This is a genomic window from Nocardia sp. 852002-51101_SCH5132738, from assembly GCF_001665695.1.
Classification (GTDB): domain Bacteria; phylum Actinomycetota; class Actinomycetes; order Mycobacteriales; family Mycobacteriaceae; genus Nocardia; species Nocardia nova.
This window is the reverse complement of the sequence record NZ_LZML01000105.1, coordinates 105,237-120,512: the sequence shown is the minus strand read 5'-3', so window position 1 is coordinate 120,512 and position 15,276 is coordinate 105,237. Positions and strand designations below refer to the sequence as shown.

15 protein-coding genes and 3 pseudogenes are annotated in these 15,276 nt (G+C 68.3%); 10 read left to right on the top strand and 8 right to left on the bottom strand.

The features are described 5' to 3' along the window. Nucleotides 1–55 precede the first annotated feature (55 nt). Together A5789_RS15460 and A5789_RS15455 are read right to left on the bottom strand one after the other, a co-directional pair. A complete protein-coding gene (locus A5789_RS15460; RefSeq protein ID WP_064907047.1) occupies nucleotides 56–460 on the bottom strand; it encodes a VOC family protein in 405 nt (134 codons plus the stop codon). Then, a complete protein-coding gene (locus tag A5789_RS15455) occupies nucleotides 460–1,221 on the bottom strand; it encodes an ArsR family transcriptional regulator (protein WP_064907048.1) in 762 nt (253 codons plus the stop codon). The genes A5789_RS15460 and A5789_RS15455 overlap by 1 nt, the downstream gene beginning before the upstream one ends. A 68-nt stretch (nucleotides 1,222–1,289) precedes the next feature. Between A5789_RS15455 and A5789_RS15450 the strand changes: the two genes are divergently transcribed. After that, nucleotides 1,290–2,561, top strand: a complete 1,272-nt coding sequence (locus A5789_RS15450; protein ID WP_195063800.1) for an APC family permease — start codon at nucleotides 1,290–1,292, stop codon at nucleotides 2,559–2,561. On the opposite strand, the pseudogene A5789_RS15445 reads toward A5789_RS15450, so the two are convergent. Together A5789_RS15445 and A5789_RS15440 are read right to left on the bottom strand one after the other, a co-directional pair. Continuing rightward, nucleotides 2,545–2,992: pseudogene (locus A5789_RS15445) on the bottom strand (DUF4158 domain-containing protein); the annotation flags it as partial. The gene A5789_RS15450 and the pseudogene A5789_RS15445 sit on opposite strands and share 17 nt — an antisense overlap. Nucleotides 2,993–3,237: 245 nt before the next feature. Continuing rightward, nucleotides 3,238–4,197 (bottom strand): patatin family protein, encoded by a 960-nt coding sequence (locus tag A5789_RS15440; protein WP_064907053.1) that lies wholly within the window; start codon nucleotides 4,195–4,197, stop codon nucleotides 3,238–3,240. Nucleotides 4,198–4,302: 105 nt separating this feature from the next. Here A5789_RS15440 and A5789_RS15435 point away from each other — a divergent pair, with 105 nt between their 5' ends. Continuing rightward, a complete protein-coding gene (locus A5789_RS15435; protein WP_030514386.1) occupies nucleotides 4,303–4,722 on the top strand; it encodes an NUDIX domain-containing protein in 420 nt (139 codons plus the stop codon). Between the two features lie 16 nt (nucleotides 4,723–4,738). Here the strand turns inward: A5789_RS15435 and dinB are convergent, their stop codons facing one another. Further along, complete coding sequence (gene dinB / locus A5789_RS15430; protein ID WP_063014777.1) at nucleotides 4,739–5,965, bottom strand: DNA polymerase IV; 1,227 nt, start codon at nucleotides 5,963–5,965, stop codon at nucleotides 4,739–4,741. A gap of 230 nt (nucleotides 5,966–6,195) precedes the next feature. Here dinB and A5789_RS15425 point away from each other — a divergent pair, with 230 nt between their 5' ends. From A5789_RS15425 to A5789_RS15415, 3 genes and pseudogenes are all read left to right on the top strand, one after another. Further along, on the top strand, nucleotides 6,196–6,693 hold the full coding sequence (locus A5789_RS15425) for a pyridoxamine 5'-phosphate oxidase family protein (RefSeq protein WP_063014779.1): 498 nt from the start codon (nucleotides 6,196–6,198) through the stop codon (nucleotides 6,691–6,693). Between the two features lie 43 nt (nucleotides 6,694–6,736). Further along, nucleotides 6,737–6,955: pseudogene (locus A5789_RS35640) on the top strand (hypothetical protein); the annotation flags it as partial. Nucleotides 6,956–7,190: 235 nt separating this feature from the next. Then, on the top strand, nucleotides 7,191–8,231 hold the full coding sequence (locus tag A5789_RS15415; protein ID WP_063014784.1) for a fused (3R)-hydroxyacyl-ACP dehydratase subunits HadA/HadB: 1,041 nt from the start codon (nucleotides 7,191–7,193) through the stop codon (nucleotides 8,229–8,231). A 7-nt stretch (nucleotides 8,232–8,238) separates the two neighbouring features. On the opposite strand, the gene A5789_RS15410 is transcribed toward A5789_RS15415, so the two are convergent. Together A5789_RS15410 and A5789_RS15405 are read right to left on the bottom strand one after the other, a co-directional pair. Then, complete coding sequence (locus A5789_RS15410) at nucleotides 8,239–8,700, bottom strand: hypothetical protein (protein WP_030514381.1); 462 nt, start codon at nucleotides 8,698–8,700, stop codon at nucleotides 8,239–8,241. 71 nt (nucleotides 8,701–8,771) lie between these two features. After that, nucleotides 8,772–9,386 carry a bifunctional 2-polyprenyl-6-hydroxyphenol methylase/3-demethylubiquinol 3-O-methyltransferase UbiG gene (locus A5789_RS15405; protein WP_064903492.1) on the bottom strand — a complete coding sequence of 205 codons (615 nt, stop codon included), beginning with the start codon at nucleotides 9,384–9,386 and terminating at the stop codon, nucleotides 8,772–8,774. 91 nt (nucleotides 9,387–9,477) lie between these two features. Here A5789_RS15405 and A5789_RS15400 point away from each other — a divergent pair, with 91 nt between their 5' ends. From A5789_RS15400 to A5789_RS38560, 4 genes and pseudogenes are all read left to right on the top strand, one after another. After that, nucleotides 9,478–10,155 carry a HEAT repeat domain-containing protein gene (locus tag A5789_RS15400; RefSeq protein ID WP_104363867.1) on the top strand — a complete coding sequence of 226 codons (678 nt, stop codon included), beginning with the start codon at nucleotides 9,478–9,480 and terminating at the stop codon, nucleotides 10,153–10,155. After that, on the top strand, nucleotides 10,149–11,192 hold the full coding sequence (locus A5789_RS15395) for a MerR family transcriptional regulator (RefSeq protein ID WP_064903495.1): 1,044 nt from the start codon (nucleotides 10,149–10,151) through the stop codon (nucleotides 11,190–11,192). The genes A5789_RS15400 and A5789_RS15395 overlap by 7 nt, the downstream gene beginning before the upstream one ends. Beyond that, nucleotides 11,189–11,410, top strand: a complete 222-nt coding sequence (locus A5789_RS38565; RefSeq protein ID WP_064903497.1) for a hypothetical protein — start codon at nucleotides 11,189–11,191, stop codon at nucleotides 11,408–11,410. The genes A5789_RS15395 and A5789_RS38565 overlap by 4 nt, the downstream gene beginning before the upstream one ends. A gap of 111 nt (nucleotides 11,411–11,521) precedes the next feature. Continuing rightward, nucleotides 11,522–13,263 (top strand): annotated as a pseudogene (locus A5789_RS38560) (aldehyde dehydrogenase family protein). 34 nt (nucleotides 13,264–13,297) lie between these two features. On the opposite strand, the gene A5789_RS15380 reads toward A5789_RS38560, so the two are convergent. Next, nucleotides 13,298–13,747 (bottom strand): SRPBCC domain-containing protein, encoded by a 450-nt coding sequence (locus tag A5789_RS15380; RefSeq protein WP_036523855.1) that lies wholly within the window; start codon nucleotides 13,745–13,747, stop codon nucleotides 13,298–13,300. A gap of 336 nt (nucleotides 13,748–14,083) precedes the next feature. Between A5789_RS15380 and A5789_RS15375 the strand changes: the two genes are divergently transcribed. After that, a complete protein-coding gene (locus A5789_RS15375) occupies nucleotides 14,084–15,202 on the top strand; it encodes a nitronate monooxygenase family protein (protein WP_030514376.1) in 1,119 nt (372 codons plus the stop codon). The last annotated feature ends 74 nt before the right edge of the window (nucleotides 15,203–15,276 follow it).

The following is a 15,276-nucleotide window of genomic DNA, read 5'->3' as shown; positions in this document are numbered from 1 at the left end:
AGTGCACTGGGTGCGCGATCACAGGAAGGTAATACGGCGTCGCCTGCCGGACCGATCACCTCGGCGTGCTGCTGACCGCGGTGGCCGGTTGGAACAGTTCGATCAGGTTGCCGGCGGGGTCGGCGAGCAGAATTTGGCGGCCGCCTGGGCCGCTGACCAGGTCGCTGCGGAATTCGATGTCGCTTGCGCGGAGGCGTTCGATCTCGGCGTCGAGGTCGGCGACGACGAGGTGGATGCGATTGGCGCCTGGTCCGGCGGCGTCAGCGGGGGTGGCGCGTGCGCCGGAACTGGCTGGGCCCGAAAGCAATAGGCGCAGTGGGCCTCGGACGACGTCGGCGAAAGCGGGGATGGCGTAGGTGTGCAGGGTGAAACCGAGGTGGCCGGTGTAGAAGTCGGCCGCTGCCTGGACGTCATCGACGAGGTAGCGGACGCTGGCGTATTCGGTGGTGGATGATGTCATCAGGCAGTCCTTTTCGTGAGAGTCGGCAGCAGATAGCGGATGCGGGTGTCGATTTCGGCGGCCGTGGCTTGAAACCTCGGGTACGTGTCGTCGTCGCTGCCGTGTGAGGCCGCCGGGTCGGGGATGCTCCAGTGGATCCATCGAGGGTCGTCACCGAAGTCCGGACAGACCTCCCGGGCCTTGTCGCATAGGGTGATCACCGCATCGAAGCGATGATCGGCGAGGGTGTCGAGGCGGCGGGGAAGGCGGCCGGCCAGGTCGATGCCGTACTCTTGCCGCAGCACTCGCACCGTGTCGGTATGCATGACCGGCTTCGGATTGCTTCCGGCGCTGAACACCTCGACTCGGGCGCCCGTGCGCAAGCGCAACAGCTCTTCGGCGATCGCGGAGCGGGCGCTGTTGCCGGTGCAGACGAACAGCACCGCGAACGGCGTCGAGGGTTCGAATGCGGTGGGCGCGGGCGTCATTCGCAAGGCCGGGTGCAGTACTGTCCCGGCTCCGGCGAGCAGCTCGGCGCTGTGGTCCAGGTCCAGGTGGTAGTAGCTGTCTCGGCCGTCGTGACTGCTGCGCGTGGCGGTGACGAGGCCACCGTCGCGTAGTAGTCGCAGGTGGTAGGAGATCAGATTCTGTGGCTCGCCCACGCGGGCCACCAGCTCTCGCACGCGATAGTCGCTGTCCGACAGCTCGGTCAGCAACTGCCAGCGCAGCGGGTGCGCGGCGAGATGAACAAACGGTGGGACCGCTTGACGGGTCGACGTCATAGGCCGAGGATAGCAGCGATTACATCAACTGCATTTGATGTATTTACGAATCGGTCTGCGTCAGGAGCATGGTGTCCAGGAAATCGGGGTCGGTCGCGACGGAGGAGCTGCGTCGCAGCTTGGGGCTGAGCGATGCTGTCGTGATCGGGCTCGGCGCCATGATCGGGGCGGGGATCTTCGCCGCCCTGGCTCCGGCGGCGCGGGCAGCGGGCTCGGGCCTGTTGCTCGGGCTCGCGGTCGCGGCGGTGGTGGCGTACTGCAATGCGACCTCTTCGGCGCGGTTGGCCGCACGTTATCCGGCCTCGGGTGGCACGTATGTGTATGGCCGCGAACGGCTCGGCGCGTTCTGGGGATATCTGGCCGGATGGTGTTTCGTGGTCGGCAAGACCGCGTCATGTGCGGCGATGGCCTTGACTGTCGGCGCGTACGCGTGGCCGCAGCAGGCCCACGCCGTCGCCGCCGCGGCGGTCATCGCGCTGACCGCGGTCAACTATCGCGGTGTACAGAAGTCGGCCCTGCTGACCCGGGTGATCGTGTCGATCGTGCTGGCCGTGCTCGCCGCGGTGGTGGTCGCGTCCTCCACCTGCGGCACCGCCGATGCCGCACGGCTGCAATGGGGTTCGGACATCACCGTTGTCGGGGTGTTGCAGGCAGCGGGACTGCTGTTCTTCGCCTTTGCCGGATACGCGCGGATCGCCACCCTCGGTGAGGAGGTCCGCGACCCCGCTCGCACGATTCCCCGCGCGATTCCGCTCGCCTTGGGAATCACTTTGCTCGTGTACGCGGTTGTGCTTGTCGCGGCACTGAGCGTGCTCGGGCCGCAAGGATTGTCGGAAACGATCGCTCCGCTGTCGAGCGTGGTGGCGGCTGCCGGTGTCGGCTGGCTCGAGCCGGTGGTGCGCATCGGAGCCGTGATCGCCGCGCTCGGTTCGCTGCTCGCCCTGATCCTCGGAGTCTCGCGCACGACGCTGGCGATGGCCCGCGACCGGCATCTACCGCACGCCCTGGCAGCGGTCCATCCCCGATTCGGCGTGCCGCATCACGCCGAACTGGCAGTCGGCGCGATCGTCGCCATCGCCGCCGCAACCACCGATGTCCGTGCCGCGATCGGGTTCTCGTCCTTCGGCGTACTGCTCTACTACGCGATCGCCAACGCGGCCGCCTGGACACTGACCCCATCCGAGGGCCGACCAGCGCGGCTGATCCCCGTGGTCGGGTTGGTCGGCTGCCTGGTCCTTGCCTGCACGCTGCCAGCGCTGTCGGTGCTCACCGGCAGCGCGGTCGTTGTGCTCGGCGCCGCGATCTATCTCGCTCGCCGCAGGTCCACCGCGGCGGCGTGACCCCCAGCGACACATCGGTGACCAGCAGCGCGTCCAGCTCGACGCAGCGGGCCGGAGTGAACTCGTGGGCCAGACGGTCGTAGGTCTCGCACTGGGCCTGCGCACGGGCGTGGGCGATGCGTTCGACCATGCTCACCGGGCCGGCCGGATCACCCGACTCGGTGGGCTGGACCTTCAACTGCTCGGCCAGCCGCGCCACCGCCACCGGCGGGGCGGTCACCACGCGATCGGGCCCGAACCCCAACCACGGCAGCGTGCACAACGCGATCGCAATCCCGAGCCGATCGGCCGGACCGCGACCACGCCCTGGATCGATGAACGCGGGCATCGGCCGGCGACACGGTGAAGTACCGAAACAGCTCCTCGCGGCTGATCTCCGGGAACTCCCGCAGCCGCGCCAAATCCCCATCCGCGAACACCCGCGTTGCCACGAATCCTGAGCTCCGGCACCAACCAATAACGTTGGGAGCCAACCCAACCAGCAACCAGCGATCACCGCAGACCGAACCCGTGATTCAGCCTCGGCCCACCGCGGCTACGCCATATCCGCTGTTTTTTCGGCAGTTGCTACCGGAACCCCGACTTGGCCCCGGAACAGGTAAGCCGGCTCGATCCGCAAGGGGAGTTGCCGCAGGTCGTTGCCGGGATTCGGGTGGATTCGACAGTTGCAGCCGACTCAGATTGCCACGTCTCCCGCGGATTCGAGCGCGCCGCCGAGCGCCGCCAAGGTTGCCGCGTGCCCCAGGTCCAAGGCGCGCAACAGAACCGCGGAATCGCGGGCGACCCGGCCGATCGTTGGCGCGCCCAGGGGTGGGCGGATCTGCAGAATCGACGGGTCGGCCGTCATGCGGTGCTCGTCGGCTGCGAATTGCGCGGCGCGGGCGAACCAGCTCTCGGCCACTTTCGGGCCCGAAGCGCCGAGCACCCGCGCGACCACGCGCCGTTCGAAATCCGAAGGGACGCTGGGCTTCTCATCGGCCCGCCGGGTGCGCAGCACCACGATGTGGGTGGCGCCCTGGGCGCGGGCGGTGGTGATCGGCACCGATTCGGACAGTCCGGCGTCGACGTAGCGCCCGTCGCCCACCGCCACGGGACGTCCGGCCAGAACCGGCATGCAGGTGCTGGCGCGCAGCGCGCGCTGCAGGGTGGGGATATCGCTGATGTGTGGGCGCAGATCGACGGCGCTGCCGTCGGCGATATCGGTGCCGATCGGGTGGAAGGTGACCGCATTGCCGAGGATCGCCGCGAAATCCATCGGGACGACGCGCTCGTACACGGTGTGCACCAGATATCGGGTGTCCACGACCCGACCGCCGCGCAACGCCCGGGCCGGGGAGATCACCCGCCGCACCACATCGGAATGCCAGGCGCGCCGTGCCCGCGCCGCTCGCCCGCACAGCAGCCACGCCCCGTTCAGCGCGCCGGCCGAGGCGCCGTAGACCGCGTCGAAACACCGCAGCACCCCGAGTTCTTCCAGACCGGTCACCATGCCGTGCGAATAGACACCGCGGGCCGAGCCACCCTCGATGACCAGGGCCAGGCGGGCCCCATCGCGATGCTCGCCGGCGGCGCTGCCGCGGCGGAAGCGTTGCGCGATCAGCTCCACCGGACCCGTCGGCTGCGTACTGTCCGGCATCGCACCACACCTTCCGATCACTGCGTTCAGCTCTGTCTATCACGCGGCCGCGGAGGCGTCGCCCGAGGCTCGGGCGGTCGGGGTACACCCGGGTAGGCTGCGCGGATGCGGATCGAATCGTCACGACGCCTCATCGATACCGTGGCATGGGTGCTGATCGAGGACGGCCGGATCCTGTGCGCCCGCCCGGACGGCAAGGACGAGTTCTACATTCCCGGCGGCAAGCGCGAGGGGGAGGAGACCGATCGGCAGACGCTGATCCGGGAGATCTCCGAGGAGCTCACCGTGGTGCTGATTCCGGAATCGGTGGCCCACGTCGGCACCTACGAGGCCGAATTGCCCGGCGCCACCGAGGTTTCGGTGCGAATGAGCTGTTACACCGCGGACTACGCCGGCACCATCGAGCCGAGCAGTGAAATCGCCGAAATCGCCTGGTTCACCTACGCCGACCGGGCCGCGGTGCCGCCTGTCGACCAGGTGCTGTTCGATGATCTGGTGGCACGCGGACTGCTACCGGCGCAGTGACTCTGGGCCCGGCGAATCAGTCGGGGAGCAGCGGCACCGACAAGCCCTCACCGCGCCCGAGCAGTGCGGCCCGGGTGACGGTTCCGGCGCCGAAGCGGTCGCGCACCGCATCCAGTGCCGCGTCGAGCGTGGTGTCCGGGCGGGCGTCCAACGGCAGCATCAGCTGCCGCGGATCCGTATTCTGCAGGTTCGTCAGCGCCAGGCCGATGAGGGTGATGCCGCGCTCCTCGATCAGGGGGCGAGCGGCGCCGAGCAGAGTGCGGGCGGCCTGCAGGATCGTCGCCCCGTCGTCGGTGGCGGTCGGCAGGGTGTGCGAACGGGTCGCGCGACCGAAATCGGCGAACCGTAAGCGCAGCACCACGGTTCGGCAGATCCGTCGTGCCGCCCGCAACCGGTGCCCGAGCCGATCCGCCAGGCCGTGCAGGTAGGCCTCGATCTCGGCATCGGTGCGAGGCCGGTTCCCCAGCGCGCGTTGCGCACCGATCGATCGGCGCCGGCGACCGGTGTCGACCCGGCGCGGATCGCGTGCCCAGGCCAGGGCGTGCAGATGCCGACCGGCGGCGCGACCGAGCAGACCGCACAACTCCATCGGGTCGGTATCGGCCAGTTGCCCGATCCGGGTGATGCCGTGTTCGTGCAATGTCCGGGCGGTCACCTCGCCCACTCCCCAGAGCCGTTCGACCGGCAGCGGATGCAGGAATTCGAGTTCGGCCTCGGGACGCACCAGCAGCAGGCCGTCGGGTTTGCAGACCGCACTGGCCACTTTGGCGAGGAATTTGCTTCGCGCCACGCCGACCGAGATGGGCAGTCCGACCTCGGCCCGCACCCGCGCCCGCAATCCGGCCGCGATATCGATCGGGGCGCCCGAAATGCGATGCAGCCCAGCGACATCGAGAAAGGCCTCGTCGATGGAGATGCCCTCGACCTCCGGCGTGGTGTCGCGGAAGATCTCGAATACGGCCCGGCTCGCCTGCGCATAGGCGGACATCCGCGGCGGCACCACCACCGCATGCGGACACAGCCGCAACGCCTGCCGCGCATTCATCGGCGTCCGCACCCCGTACGCCTTCGCCTCGTAACTGGCCGCCAGCACCACCCCGCCCCCGACGATCACCGGCTTTCCCCGCAACTCCGGTGCGTCCCGCTGCTCGACCGACGCATAGAACGAATCCAGGTCGGCATGCAAAATCGCCGCCCGCCCCTGACGGCCCCCTTCCTCCGCCCCCTCATCCGATGCGAACACATGTTCGATACTAGACCACTCTCGTGGCGCCGCCGACGGTCTCGGGCGGCGCCGTCCCAGGGGTGCGAGCATCGGAACGCACGGGATCGACCGACTCGGATGGAACGGACGCCTCGAAAAGATTTCGTCAAACATTCGCCACCGATGTCGAGAACGCCGAACCGGCTCCGTCCCAGAGATACGAGCAACCGAGAACGGCCCGCTCGACCACCGACACAGGAGCGACAGTCATGGAACAGCACGAGATCACCGAAATCCTCGACCGCCCGATCAGCCGGGAGTTGCTGGCCCGCGACCTGCTGCGTCTGGCGTACGTCGCCAAGGACGGCACCCCGCGCAACGTCCCGATCGCGTTCACCTGGAACGGCTCGCAGATCGTGCTCTGCACGACGAAGAACGCCCCGAAACTGCACTCGCTGCGGCACAATCCTCAGGTCGCGCTGACGATCGACACCGAGGTTCATCCGCCGAAGATCCTTCTTCTGCGCGGACATGCCGAACTCGACGTCGTCGACGGCATCCCCGAGGAATACCTGCAGATGAACGGCAGCTACGAGATGACCCCCGAACAGCGCGTGGAGTGGGAGGCGGAAGTCCGCTCGCTCTACGACGGCATGGTCCGGATCGTCATCACCCCGACCTGGGTGAAGCTCATCGACTTCGACAACACTCTGCCCAGTGCGGTCGAGGAACTGGTCCGGCAGCGGGCCGAACGTCAGCGGGCCTGATCATCACGGCCGGTTCCGTGCCGTGCCCACCGAGGAGACGATGATGCCCGAATACCTACTGCTCGGGCACTATCGGGGTGCGCCCGCGGCGGTCAACGACGTACCGATGGATCAGTGGGCCCCGGAGGAGATCACCGCCCACGTGCAATACATGGAAGACTTCGCCGCACGAGTGCAGACCCCGGCGAGTACGTCGATCATCGAGTGGGCGCTCGAACTGGCCGGTGAGTTGTCCGCGGCGCCCGGTGCGGGCGGGCAGCCGACCTGTACGCCGCGGCATCGGCCGCCGCCACCAGCGTGCCGGAGCGTGACCACCTCACCCGCGAGGCCGCACGGGTGCGGACCTTGCTGCGCCGTCGACCGACCGCCCGACGACATCTACCGAGTCAGCTTCGCGCCGCGCGCCGAAGCCGGTGTCGTGTGAGAAGGTGATGTCTCACTCGTGAATCCGGTGCTGCCGGTGCGAGTGTCGACGTGATCCGAATGGAGGAGAGGCCTTGGTGGAGGCGACGTTCGATGTGACCGGGCTGGTGGGGCATCGCTATCGCACGGACGACTTCTACGAGGTGGGGCGGGAGAAGATCCGCGAGTACGCGCGAGCGGTACAGGACTTCCACCCGGCACACTGGAGCGAGGACGCCGCCCGTGAGCTCGGATACGCCGGGCTCATCGCGCCGACCACCTTTATCTCCACCGTCGCGATGCTGGCCAATCGCCGGCTGCTGGAGGACGTCATGAACGGCTACGACGTGGTCGTGCAGACGGACCAGGTATTCGAGATGTACAAGCCGGTGCTCACCGGCGACCGCTTGGTCAGCGATGTGGAATTGTCCTCGGTGCGTCGTATCGGGGGCAGGGATCTGCTCACCATCACCAACACCTTCACCGACGGATCCGGTGACATCGCGCAGATCATGCACACGACCGTCCTCGGCCTCACCGGTGCGGACGTCGGCGCCGAGATCAGCGAGACGATCGAACGCGTCGTCATGAGCGGTCTCGACACCATTCCCCGGATCACGACCGCTACCGCGGAGGTGAACGTGCCGCCGGCAGACTCGGATTCCGGTGCCGCGGTGCGCCTTTCGCCTGTCTCACGCACGCGCACCCCGCATACCGCGCCTCGATTCGAGGACATCGCCGTCGGTGCCGAACTTCCCGCGCGGTCGGTGAACCTGACGCGCGGTGATCTGGTGAATTACGCCGGGGTCTCCGGGGATGCGAATCCCATCCATTGGCATGCCGAGATCGCCGCGCTCGCGGGACTTCCCGACGTGATCGCGCACGGCATGCTCACGATGGGTTTGGGGGCCGGCTTCGTCACCGGATGGCTCGGTGACCCGGGCGCGGTGATCAGATACGGTGTCCGGCTGTCGAATTACACCGTTATCGAGGCCGACGCCGCCGGCACGGTGGAGTTCACGGGCCGCATCAAGTCGATCGATCCCGAGACCAGGACGGCGGTCGTCGTCATCGTCGCGAAGTCGGCGGGCCGCAAGGTTTTCGGCCTTGCCACGGCGGATGTCCGCCTGGCCTGACCGCGAATCAGTACTGGTTCTTGATGACGAAGTAGGAGCCGCGGATCGTGCCCGCCAGCTTCGACTTCTGCCTCGCGAACTTGAAAGACGAGAGTTCCGTGGGGATTTCCATCCCGTCGGACAGCTTGAAACCCACCGCTCGCTTACCGGAATCGTCGATCGAATACATGACGTTGATCGACAGGCCGCTTTCGTAGAAGACGTAGGCGAAGCGGATGCCGTCCGCTTCGAAGGCCGTGGCCTCGAGCGGACGGGAGGCGATGACGATGCCGCGTTCGTCCTCGAGGATCCGGCTGACCCAGTCGACGGTCGACTGGGCCTCCTTGGCCGGCTCCACGGTGAAGACGTGGTCGTACTTGTTCTTGAAGTATCGGGCCTCGTTGGCGCGCAGGCCGGCCAATGCGTCCGCGACCGGGGACGATTCGAGGCCTTCGGTCGATACCGTCGTGAAGTCCACTGTGTAGGTCATGGCGAACTCCTCCGCGAGTGTGTCGGTCGAACTCTACAGCGTCGCGCGTCGCGAACCGGGCAGGCGCGGTCTCACTGCGCGCGCGAGAACACCGCCACCAGAAAGCCGGAGTCGTCGGTGAACGGGCGCAGATCCCATGTCGAAAGCCGCAGATCCACTCGCAGTCCGGCGTCTTCGGCGTCGGCCAGGAATTGCGGGAAATCGTAACCGCGGTCGGCGCCGAATCCGACCACCACTCGCCCGGCCGGCGCCAGATGGCGAGCGAAACCGGACAGCACCGCGCCTCGGGTGGAGGGCGCCAGGAACGTCATGACGTTGCCCGCGCACACGATCACATCGAAGCCGGCTTCGATCCCGCGACGGGGCAGATCCAATTCGGCGAGGTCACCGACCAGCCAGGTCGGACCGGGATGGTCCTGTTCCGCCGCGGCGATCAACACCGGGTCTACGTCGACGCCGACCACGACATGTCCGGCGCGATACAGGTAGCCGCCCAGCCGCCCCGGCCCGCATCCGGCGTCCAGAATCCGGCTACCGCGCCCGACCATCGCATCGATCAGGCGCGCTTCGCCCACGATGTCCGCGCCCTCGGCCGCCATCGCCCGGAAGCGCTCCACGTACCACGTCGAATGTGCCGGATCGGCCGCAGTGATCTCTTCCCACTGGCTGGGCGTGCGTCCGCTCATGGTCTGTTGCCTCTTCTTCTCTCGGTCCGGTGCGTGTACTTGACCTTGCCATCGTGACAAGGTCTTCACTTGACTGCCGGAGGTGGTCCCGATGACTTCGACACACAGGAACCCACAGAACATGCGACTACTCGACGCGCTGGCGGCGGACAACTCGTCGACACGGCTCGAGGCGGCGCTCGCGCTCGGCACCCGTCCCGCGGCCGACGCCGTCGATGCGCTGGTCGAGCGGTGCGCGATCGAGCCGGACTTCTTCGTGCGCGACATGCTCACCTGGGCGCTCACCCGGTTTCCGGCTGCGGTGACGGTTCCGAAGCTGCGTGCGCAACTGGGTTCGGACCGTCCCCAGGCGCGCAGCCAGGCGCTGCACACCCTGTCCAAGATCGGGGACCGCAGCGCCTGGCCCGCGATCACGCGGTCGTTGTTGCAGGACGCCGACGACGACGTCGCGCGCAGTGCGTGGCGGGCCGCCGTCGTCCTGGTGCCCGACGCCGACAAGGACGTACTGGCGCAGACGTTGGCGACCCAGTTCGGCCGCGGTGACCGCGAGGTGCGGCTGAGTCTGAGCCGCGCCCTGGTCGCCTTGGGCGAGGTCGTCGAGCCGGTCCTGCGGTCGGCGATGACGAACCCGGATCCGGTGGTGCGGGCACACGCGCGCGCCACCGAAGTCCTGCTGCACGATCCGGACGCCGGTTTCGACCTCGCGATCGACCAGGCGAGACGGGTTCGTGCGCTCGGACCGGACCGGGAGGAGTCGACCGCGTGCTGATCGGCGAGGTGGCCCGTTACTCGGGAGTGAGCGCCCGCATGCTCCGGCACTACGACTCCCTGGGGCTGGTGCGGCCGACCGGCCGCACCGTCGGCGGCTATCGCGAATATTCCGTCGAGGACATCCGTCGGATCTTCCATGTCGAGGGTCTGCGGTCGCTGGGCTTGTCCCTGACTCAGATCGGGCGGGCCCTCGACGACCCCGGCTTCACACCGTCCGCACTGGTCGGCGACCTCGTGCGGGCGACCGAAGAACGGCTGAGCCGGGACCGGGAGCTGCTCGAACGGCTGCGTGCGGTCGAGGCGGCCGAACCCTCCGGCTGGCAGGACGCGCTGCGCATCGTCGAGCTCCTGCGTGGACTGGGGTCGTCTGATGCCGCCCGGCGGCAGCAGGCCGTCCTCGCCCCGGCCGAGGAGATGCCGGCCGAACTGCTCGCCGAGGCGGTGCTCACCGAATCCGATCCCTATGTCGCCGGAGCGCTGCGGTGGGCGCTCGCCCGGGCCGGAGCGGAAGGTGTGCTGCACGTGGCCTCCGGCCTGGACTCCGCCGATGTCGAGGTCCGGCGGCGGGCGGCCTCGGCACTGGCCGAGATACCCGAGGAGGAGGCCGGCGCGGTGCTACTGGACGCGCTCACCGACGCGGACCCGACCGTCCGCAGGATCTCCGCCCTCGCCCTCGGCGCGCGCGGGGAGACCCGAGCGGTTCCGGAACTCGTCGCCACCGTGATCGAAGGCCCGAACGATGTCGAGGCGCCCGAACTCCTGGGATCGCTGGCCCGGGACGCGAAATGGGCCGATCACATTCTGAATGCACTGGCCGGCGAGCTGGCCGCGCACCCGCCGGGTTCACCGGTGCGGCTCCGGCTCACCCAGGCGCTGGCCGAGCTGCCCGGCTCCCTCGCACTGAATACGTTGCGGCCCTTGATGAACGACGACGATCGGACGGTCGCTCTGCTCGCCGCGGCTCTCGTCCGCACGCTCGAACAAGAGCTACCGGCGCCCCGCGGCGGCGACCGCGGTTCCACCGAACTCGCATGATCGCGTCCCGCGCGGGTATCGCGCGATGCGCGGGACGAGAGGAGTGTCGTGATGCGGTTGCGGCGCAGCACGCCCTACGGTGCGGAATACGCCGGGTCCGGCGGGGCAAGGGCTTCGCCTGCGTCGACGAGAACGGCGTCGCGGTCACCGATCCCGAAGCGACGCAACGCATCGACGACCCGGTGATCCCGCCGGCCTGGCGGAAGGTGTGGATCTGACCGCACGCCCACGGGCACATTCAAGCGGTCGGGGTGGACGCGGCGGGGCGGCGGCAGTACCTGTATCACGAACAGTGGCGGCGAGAATGCGACGAGGAGAAGTTCGACCGCATGCTCGAGGTGGCGGCACAGCTACCGAGCCTGCGCGAGCAGGTCGGCGCCGATCTGCGGCGTTCCGGCTCGGATCGGCGCCGCGTGGAGGCCGTCGTGATCGGCCTGCTCGACCGCGGCGTCTTCCGCATCGGCAGTGAGGAATACGCCGAGGAGAACGGCACCCGCGGCGTGGCCACGCTGTTGCGCGAACAGGTCCGGGTCTCGGGGAAGGAGATGCGATTCGACTATGTGGCCAAAGGCGGAATCCGCCGCCGGTTTGGCGGCCACCGAATGCCCGAATTCGCAGCGTCGTCGCAACAGCGCCGTGCGGCAGGTGATGACCGAGGTGGCCGAGGCATTGGGCAACGCCCCGGTGCCGGAGAAGTTTGCCGGAGAACGCCGGGGTACTCCACGCCCATGACCGAGATCGACAACGCGACCCGCATCGAGGCCGAGTCGGTGACGGGAAACCTGGACCTGATGACCATCGTGGACGCCGCGCACACCGCACAGTCGAGCTGGGCCCGCACGCCCGCGGCGAGCCGAGCCGAGGCGCTGCGCGCCGGGGCTGCCGCGTTGCGCGAGCACGCGGACGAGCTCGCCGCCACCCTCGAAGCCGAGACCGGCCGCCCGGCGGCCTCGGGCCGGGAGGGGGTGCTGGCCGGCGCCGGCACGCTCGACCAGTACGCCGAGCTGGGGCCCGTCCATCGCGGCCACACTCTGCAGGGCAGTTGGGACGCAACGGATTTCATGATCGCGCAGCCGCGCGGCGTGGTGGTCGCCCTGACACCGTGGAACGATCCGGTCGCTATCGCGGCGGGGCTGGTCGGTGCCGCGCTCGCCACCGGAAACGCGGTGGTGCACAAGCCCAGTGAACGGTGCCCCCGAACCGGTGAGCTGTTCGGGCGACTGCTCGAGACTCACTGCCCCGACGGCGTATTGCAGACCGTGCGCGGCGACGGACGGGTGGGCGCGGCACTGGCCGGGCTGCCCGGCGTGGATGTGGTGGCCCACGTCGGCGGCACCGCCACCGGGCGCACCATCGCCACGGCCGGTGCGCGCACGGGCGCGAAAGTGCTGTTGGAGAACGGTGGAAACGATCCGCTGATCGTCGACGCCGATGTGGACCCGGTATGGGCCGCCGAGCAGGCCGCACTGGGCGCCTTCGCCAACGCCGGGCAGATCTGCGTCTCCGTGGAGCGGATCTACGTGCATCGCGATGTCGCCGAGCAGTTCGTTTCGGCGCTGTGCGAACAGGCGCGGCGGTGGAATCTCGATCCGCAACCGCTGGTCGACGAGCGGTTGCGTACGCAGGTGCACGCGCACGTGCGGGAAGCGCTCTCAGCGGGCGCGAAAGCGCTGGTCGGCGGACACATTCCCGAGGGGCCCGGCACGGTATTCCGGCGACGGTGCTCACCGACTGCCGCCCCGGAATGCGCGTCGTCCGCGAGGAGACCTTCGGGCCGATCGCACCCGTCCAGGTGGTCGCGGATTTCGCGACGGGCCTCGATGCGGCATGCCGCGACGACTACGGCTTGGCGGCGACGGTCCTGACCGACTCGATGGAACATATGCAACAGGCCTGGCGCACACTGCCGGTGGGCACGGTGAAGATCAACTCGGTCTTCGGTGGCGCACCCGGCGGCGCGGCACAACCGCGCGGCACGTCCGGCACCGGATTCGGTTACGGCCCCGAACTTCTCGACGAGATGACCACCACCAAGGTGGTGCACATGGAGCCCGCGCCGCCGCGGCGCTGAGCGTTCACCCGGCAGAGCACACAATTCGACCGGGTCAGGATTCGACCTCGTCGAGCACCTCGTGCAGCCGGTTCAAGGTGCCCCGCCATCCCCGCTCCATCGCGTTGCGGGCCATCTTCTGCCGCCGATCGCCGATGTCGAAACCGGTCTGCGTCAACAACACTCGCGTCCCGCGCCCCTGCGCCTCGAGCACCCAGTCGACCACCCACCGGGCGGGAAACTTCGCCCGCAGGTCGATCCAGGTGTAGGTCAGTTGCTCACCCGCGCGGGCCGCCAGCACCTCACACGCGATCTCCGCGCTCGGCTCGGTCGGGACGGCGAAGATGAAATGTGTGCCCACCACCGGTTCGAGCCCGATCGACCGCATCAGCCAGCGTTCGACCAGATCCGGTTCGGTCAGCGCCCGCCACAGCAGTGCCGGAGGGTGCGGGAAGAACCCGCCGATCTCCACCGCGGCCGGATCCAATTCCGATTCGTAGGTCACCGGCAGACCCCCGGCCCGATCACATCCATGGCACGAGCATTCCACGTCTCCGGGCGGCGCAGGCGGAACCGGCCGGTCGGCAAAGGTTGCCGCGCGTCCGGATGGCGCAGACTCGACATAGCGGTCGATCAACCACCAACTAGAACATGTTGCCCACACTGAATGACGAAAACGGGTCGATGACCCCCTCCTCGACAACGGCGTGTAACCGCCGTCGACCGGCATTTTCGGCTCAGCTCTCGATTCCTGACCGATGAGTCACTAGTCTGAATATGAAACGTGTTCTAGTGTTGTGGCGAAGTTCCAGCGCCGGAAGACCAGAGGAGTCACCCCGCCATGCATACCGAGATCTGCGAACGACTGGGCATCGATGTCCCCATCTTCGCTTTCACCCATTGCCGCGACGTGGCCGCCGCGGTGAGCAACGCCGGCGGGCTCGGCGTCCTGGGGGCGGTCGGTTTCACCGCCGAGGAGCTGGAGGTCGAACTGGCCTGGCTCGATGAACATGTGCACGGCGTGTACGGCGTCGACCTCGTCATCCCGTCCAAGTACGAGGGCAAGGGCATCGACGGGCTGAGCCCCGCGCAGCTGGAAGCCGAACTGGCCAAACTGGTTCCGCAGGGCCACCGGGATTTCGCCGAGAAGATCCTCGCCGACCACGGCGTCCCGAAGCTGCCCGAGGACGAACATCACGAGCAGCTGCTGGGCTGGACCGCCACCACGGCCGGTCCGCAGGTCGACGTCATCCTGAAACACCCCAAGGCGAAGCTGGTCGCCAACGCGCTAGGCACCCCGCCCGACGACATCATCAAGAAGGTCCAGGACTCCGGCCGTTTGATCGGCGCACTGTGCGGCTCGGTCAAGCATGCGCTCAACCACAAGCGCGCCGGCCTGGACTTCGTGGTCTGCCAGGGCACCGAGGGCGGCGGCCACTGCGGTGAGATCTCCTCTCTCGTGCTGTGGCCGCAGGTGATCGACGCCGTCGGCGATCTGCCGGTGCTCGCCGCCGGTGGTATCGGCAACGGCCGCCAGGTCGCCGCCGCCATGGCGATGGGCGCCGCGGGTGCGTGGACCGGTTCGATCTGGCTGACCGTCGAGGAGGCCAATGTGCCGCCCGCGCAGATGCAGACCTACATCGATGCCACCAGCCACGACACCGTCCGGTCGCGGGCGTGGACGGGTAAGCCGGCCCGCATGCTGCGCAACGACTGGACCGAGGCGTGGGAGCGGTCGGACACCCCGGATCCGCTGGGCATGCCGCTGCAGATGATGGTCGCCCTCGACGGCGTCAAGCGCGGCCACCGCTATCCCGAGGCGGCCAAGGACGTCAACTTCAACCCCGTCGGCCAGGTCGTCGGCATGATGAACAAGGTCGAGCGGACCTCCGACGTCATGCAGCGCCTGATGGAGGAATACCTCGAGGCCTGCGAGCGGCTGAACAAGCTCAACAGCTGAACACGCCTGTCCGGCAGGGCCCGCCGCGCCCTGCCGGACAGTTCTCTCCGGCCTGGACTCCATATCGAAGCGGC

Coding starts and splice junctions, on each gene's coding strand:
- A5789_RS15460 (WP_064907047.1), bottom strand. CDS start 460: ATGACATCATCCACCACCGAATACGCCAGCGTCCGCTACCTCGTCGAT.
- A5789_RS15455 (WP_064907048.1), bottom strand. CDS start 1,221: ATGACGTCGACCCGTCAAGCGGTCCCACCGTTTGTTCATCTCGCCGCG.
- A5789_RS15450 (WP_195063800.1), top strand. CDS start 1,290: ATGGTGTCCAGGAAATCGGGGTCGGTCGCGACGGAGGAGCTGCGTCGC.
- A5789_RS15440 (WP_064907053.1), bottom strand. CDS start 4,197: ATGCCGGACAGTACGCAGCCGACGGGTCCGGTGGAGCTGATCGCGCAA.
- A5789_RS15435 (WP_030514386.1), top strand. CDS start 4,303: ATGCGGATCGAATCGTCACGACGCCTCATCGATACCGTGGCATGGGTG.
- A5789_RS15425 (WP_063014779.1), top strand. CDS start 6,196: ATGGAACAGCACGAGATCACCGAAATCCTCGACCGCCCGATCAGCCGG.
- A5789_RS15410 (WP_030514381.1), bottom strand. CDS start 8,700: ATGACCTACACAGTGGACTTCACGACGGTATCGACCGAAGGCCTCGAA.
- A5789_RS15405 (WP_064903492.1), bottom strand. CDS start 9,386: ATGAGCGGACGCACGCCCAGCCAGTGGGAAGAGATCACTGCGGCCGAT.
- A5789_RS15400 (WP_104363867.1), top strand. CDS start 9,478: ATGACTTCGACACACAGGAACCCACAGAACATGCGACTACTCGACGCG.
- A5789_RS38565 (WP_064903497.1), top strand. CDS start 11,189: ATGATCGCGTCCCGCGCGGGTATCGCGCGATGCGCGGGACGAGAGGAG.
- A5789_RS15375 (WP_030514376.1), top strand. CDS start 14,084: ATGCATACCGAGATCTGCGAACGACTGGGCATCGATGTCCCCATCTTC.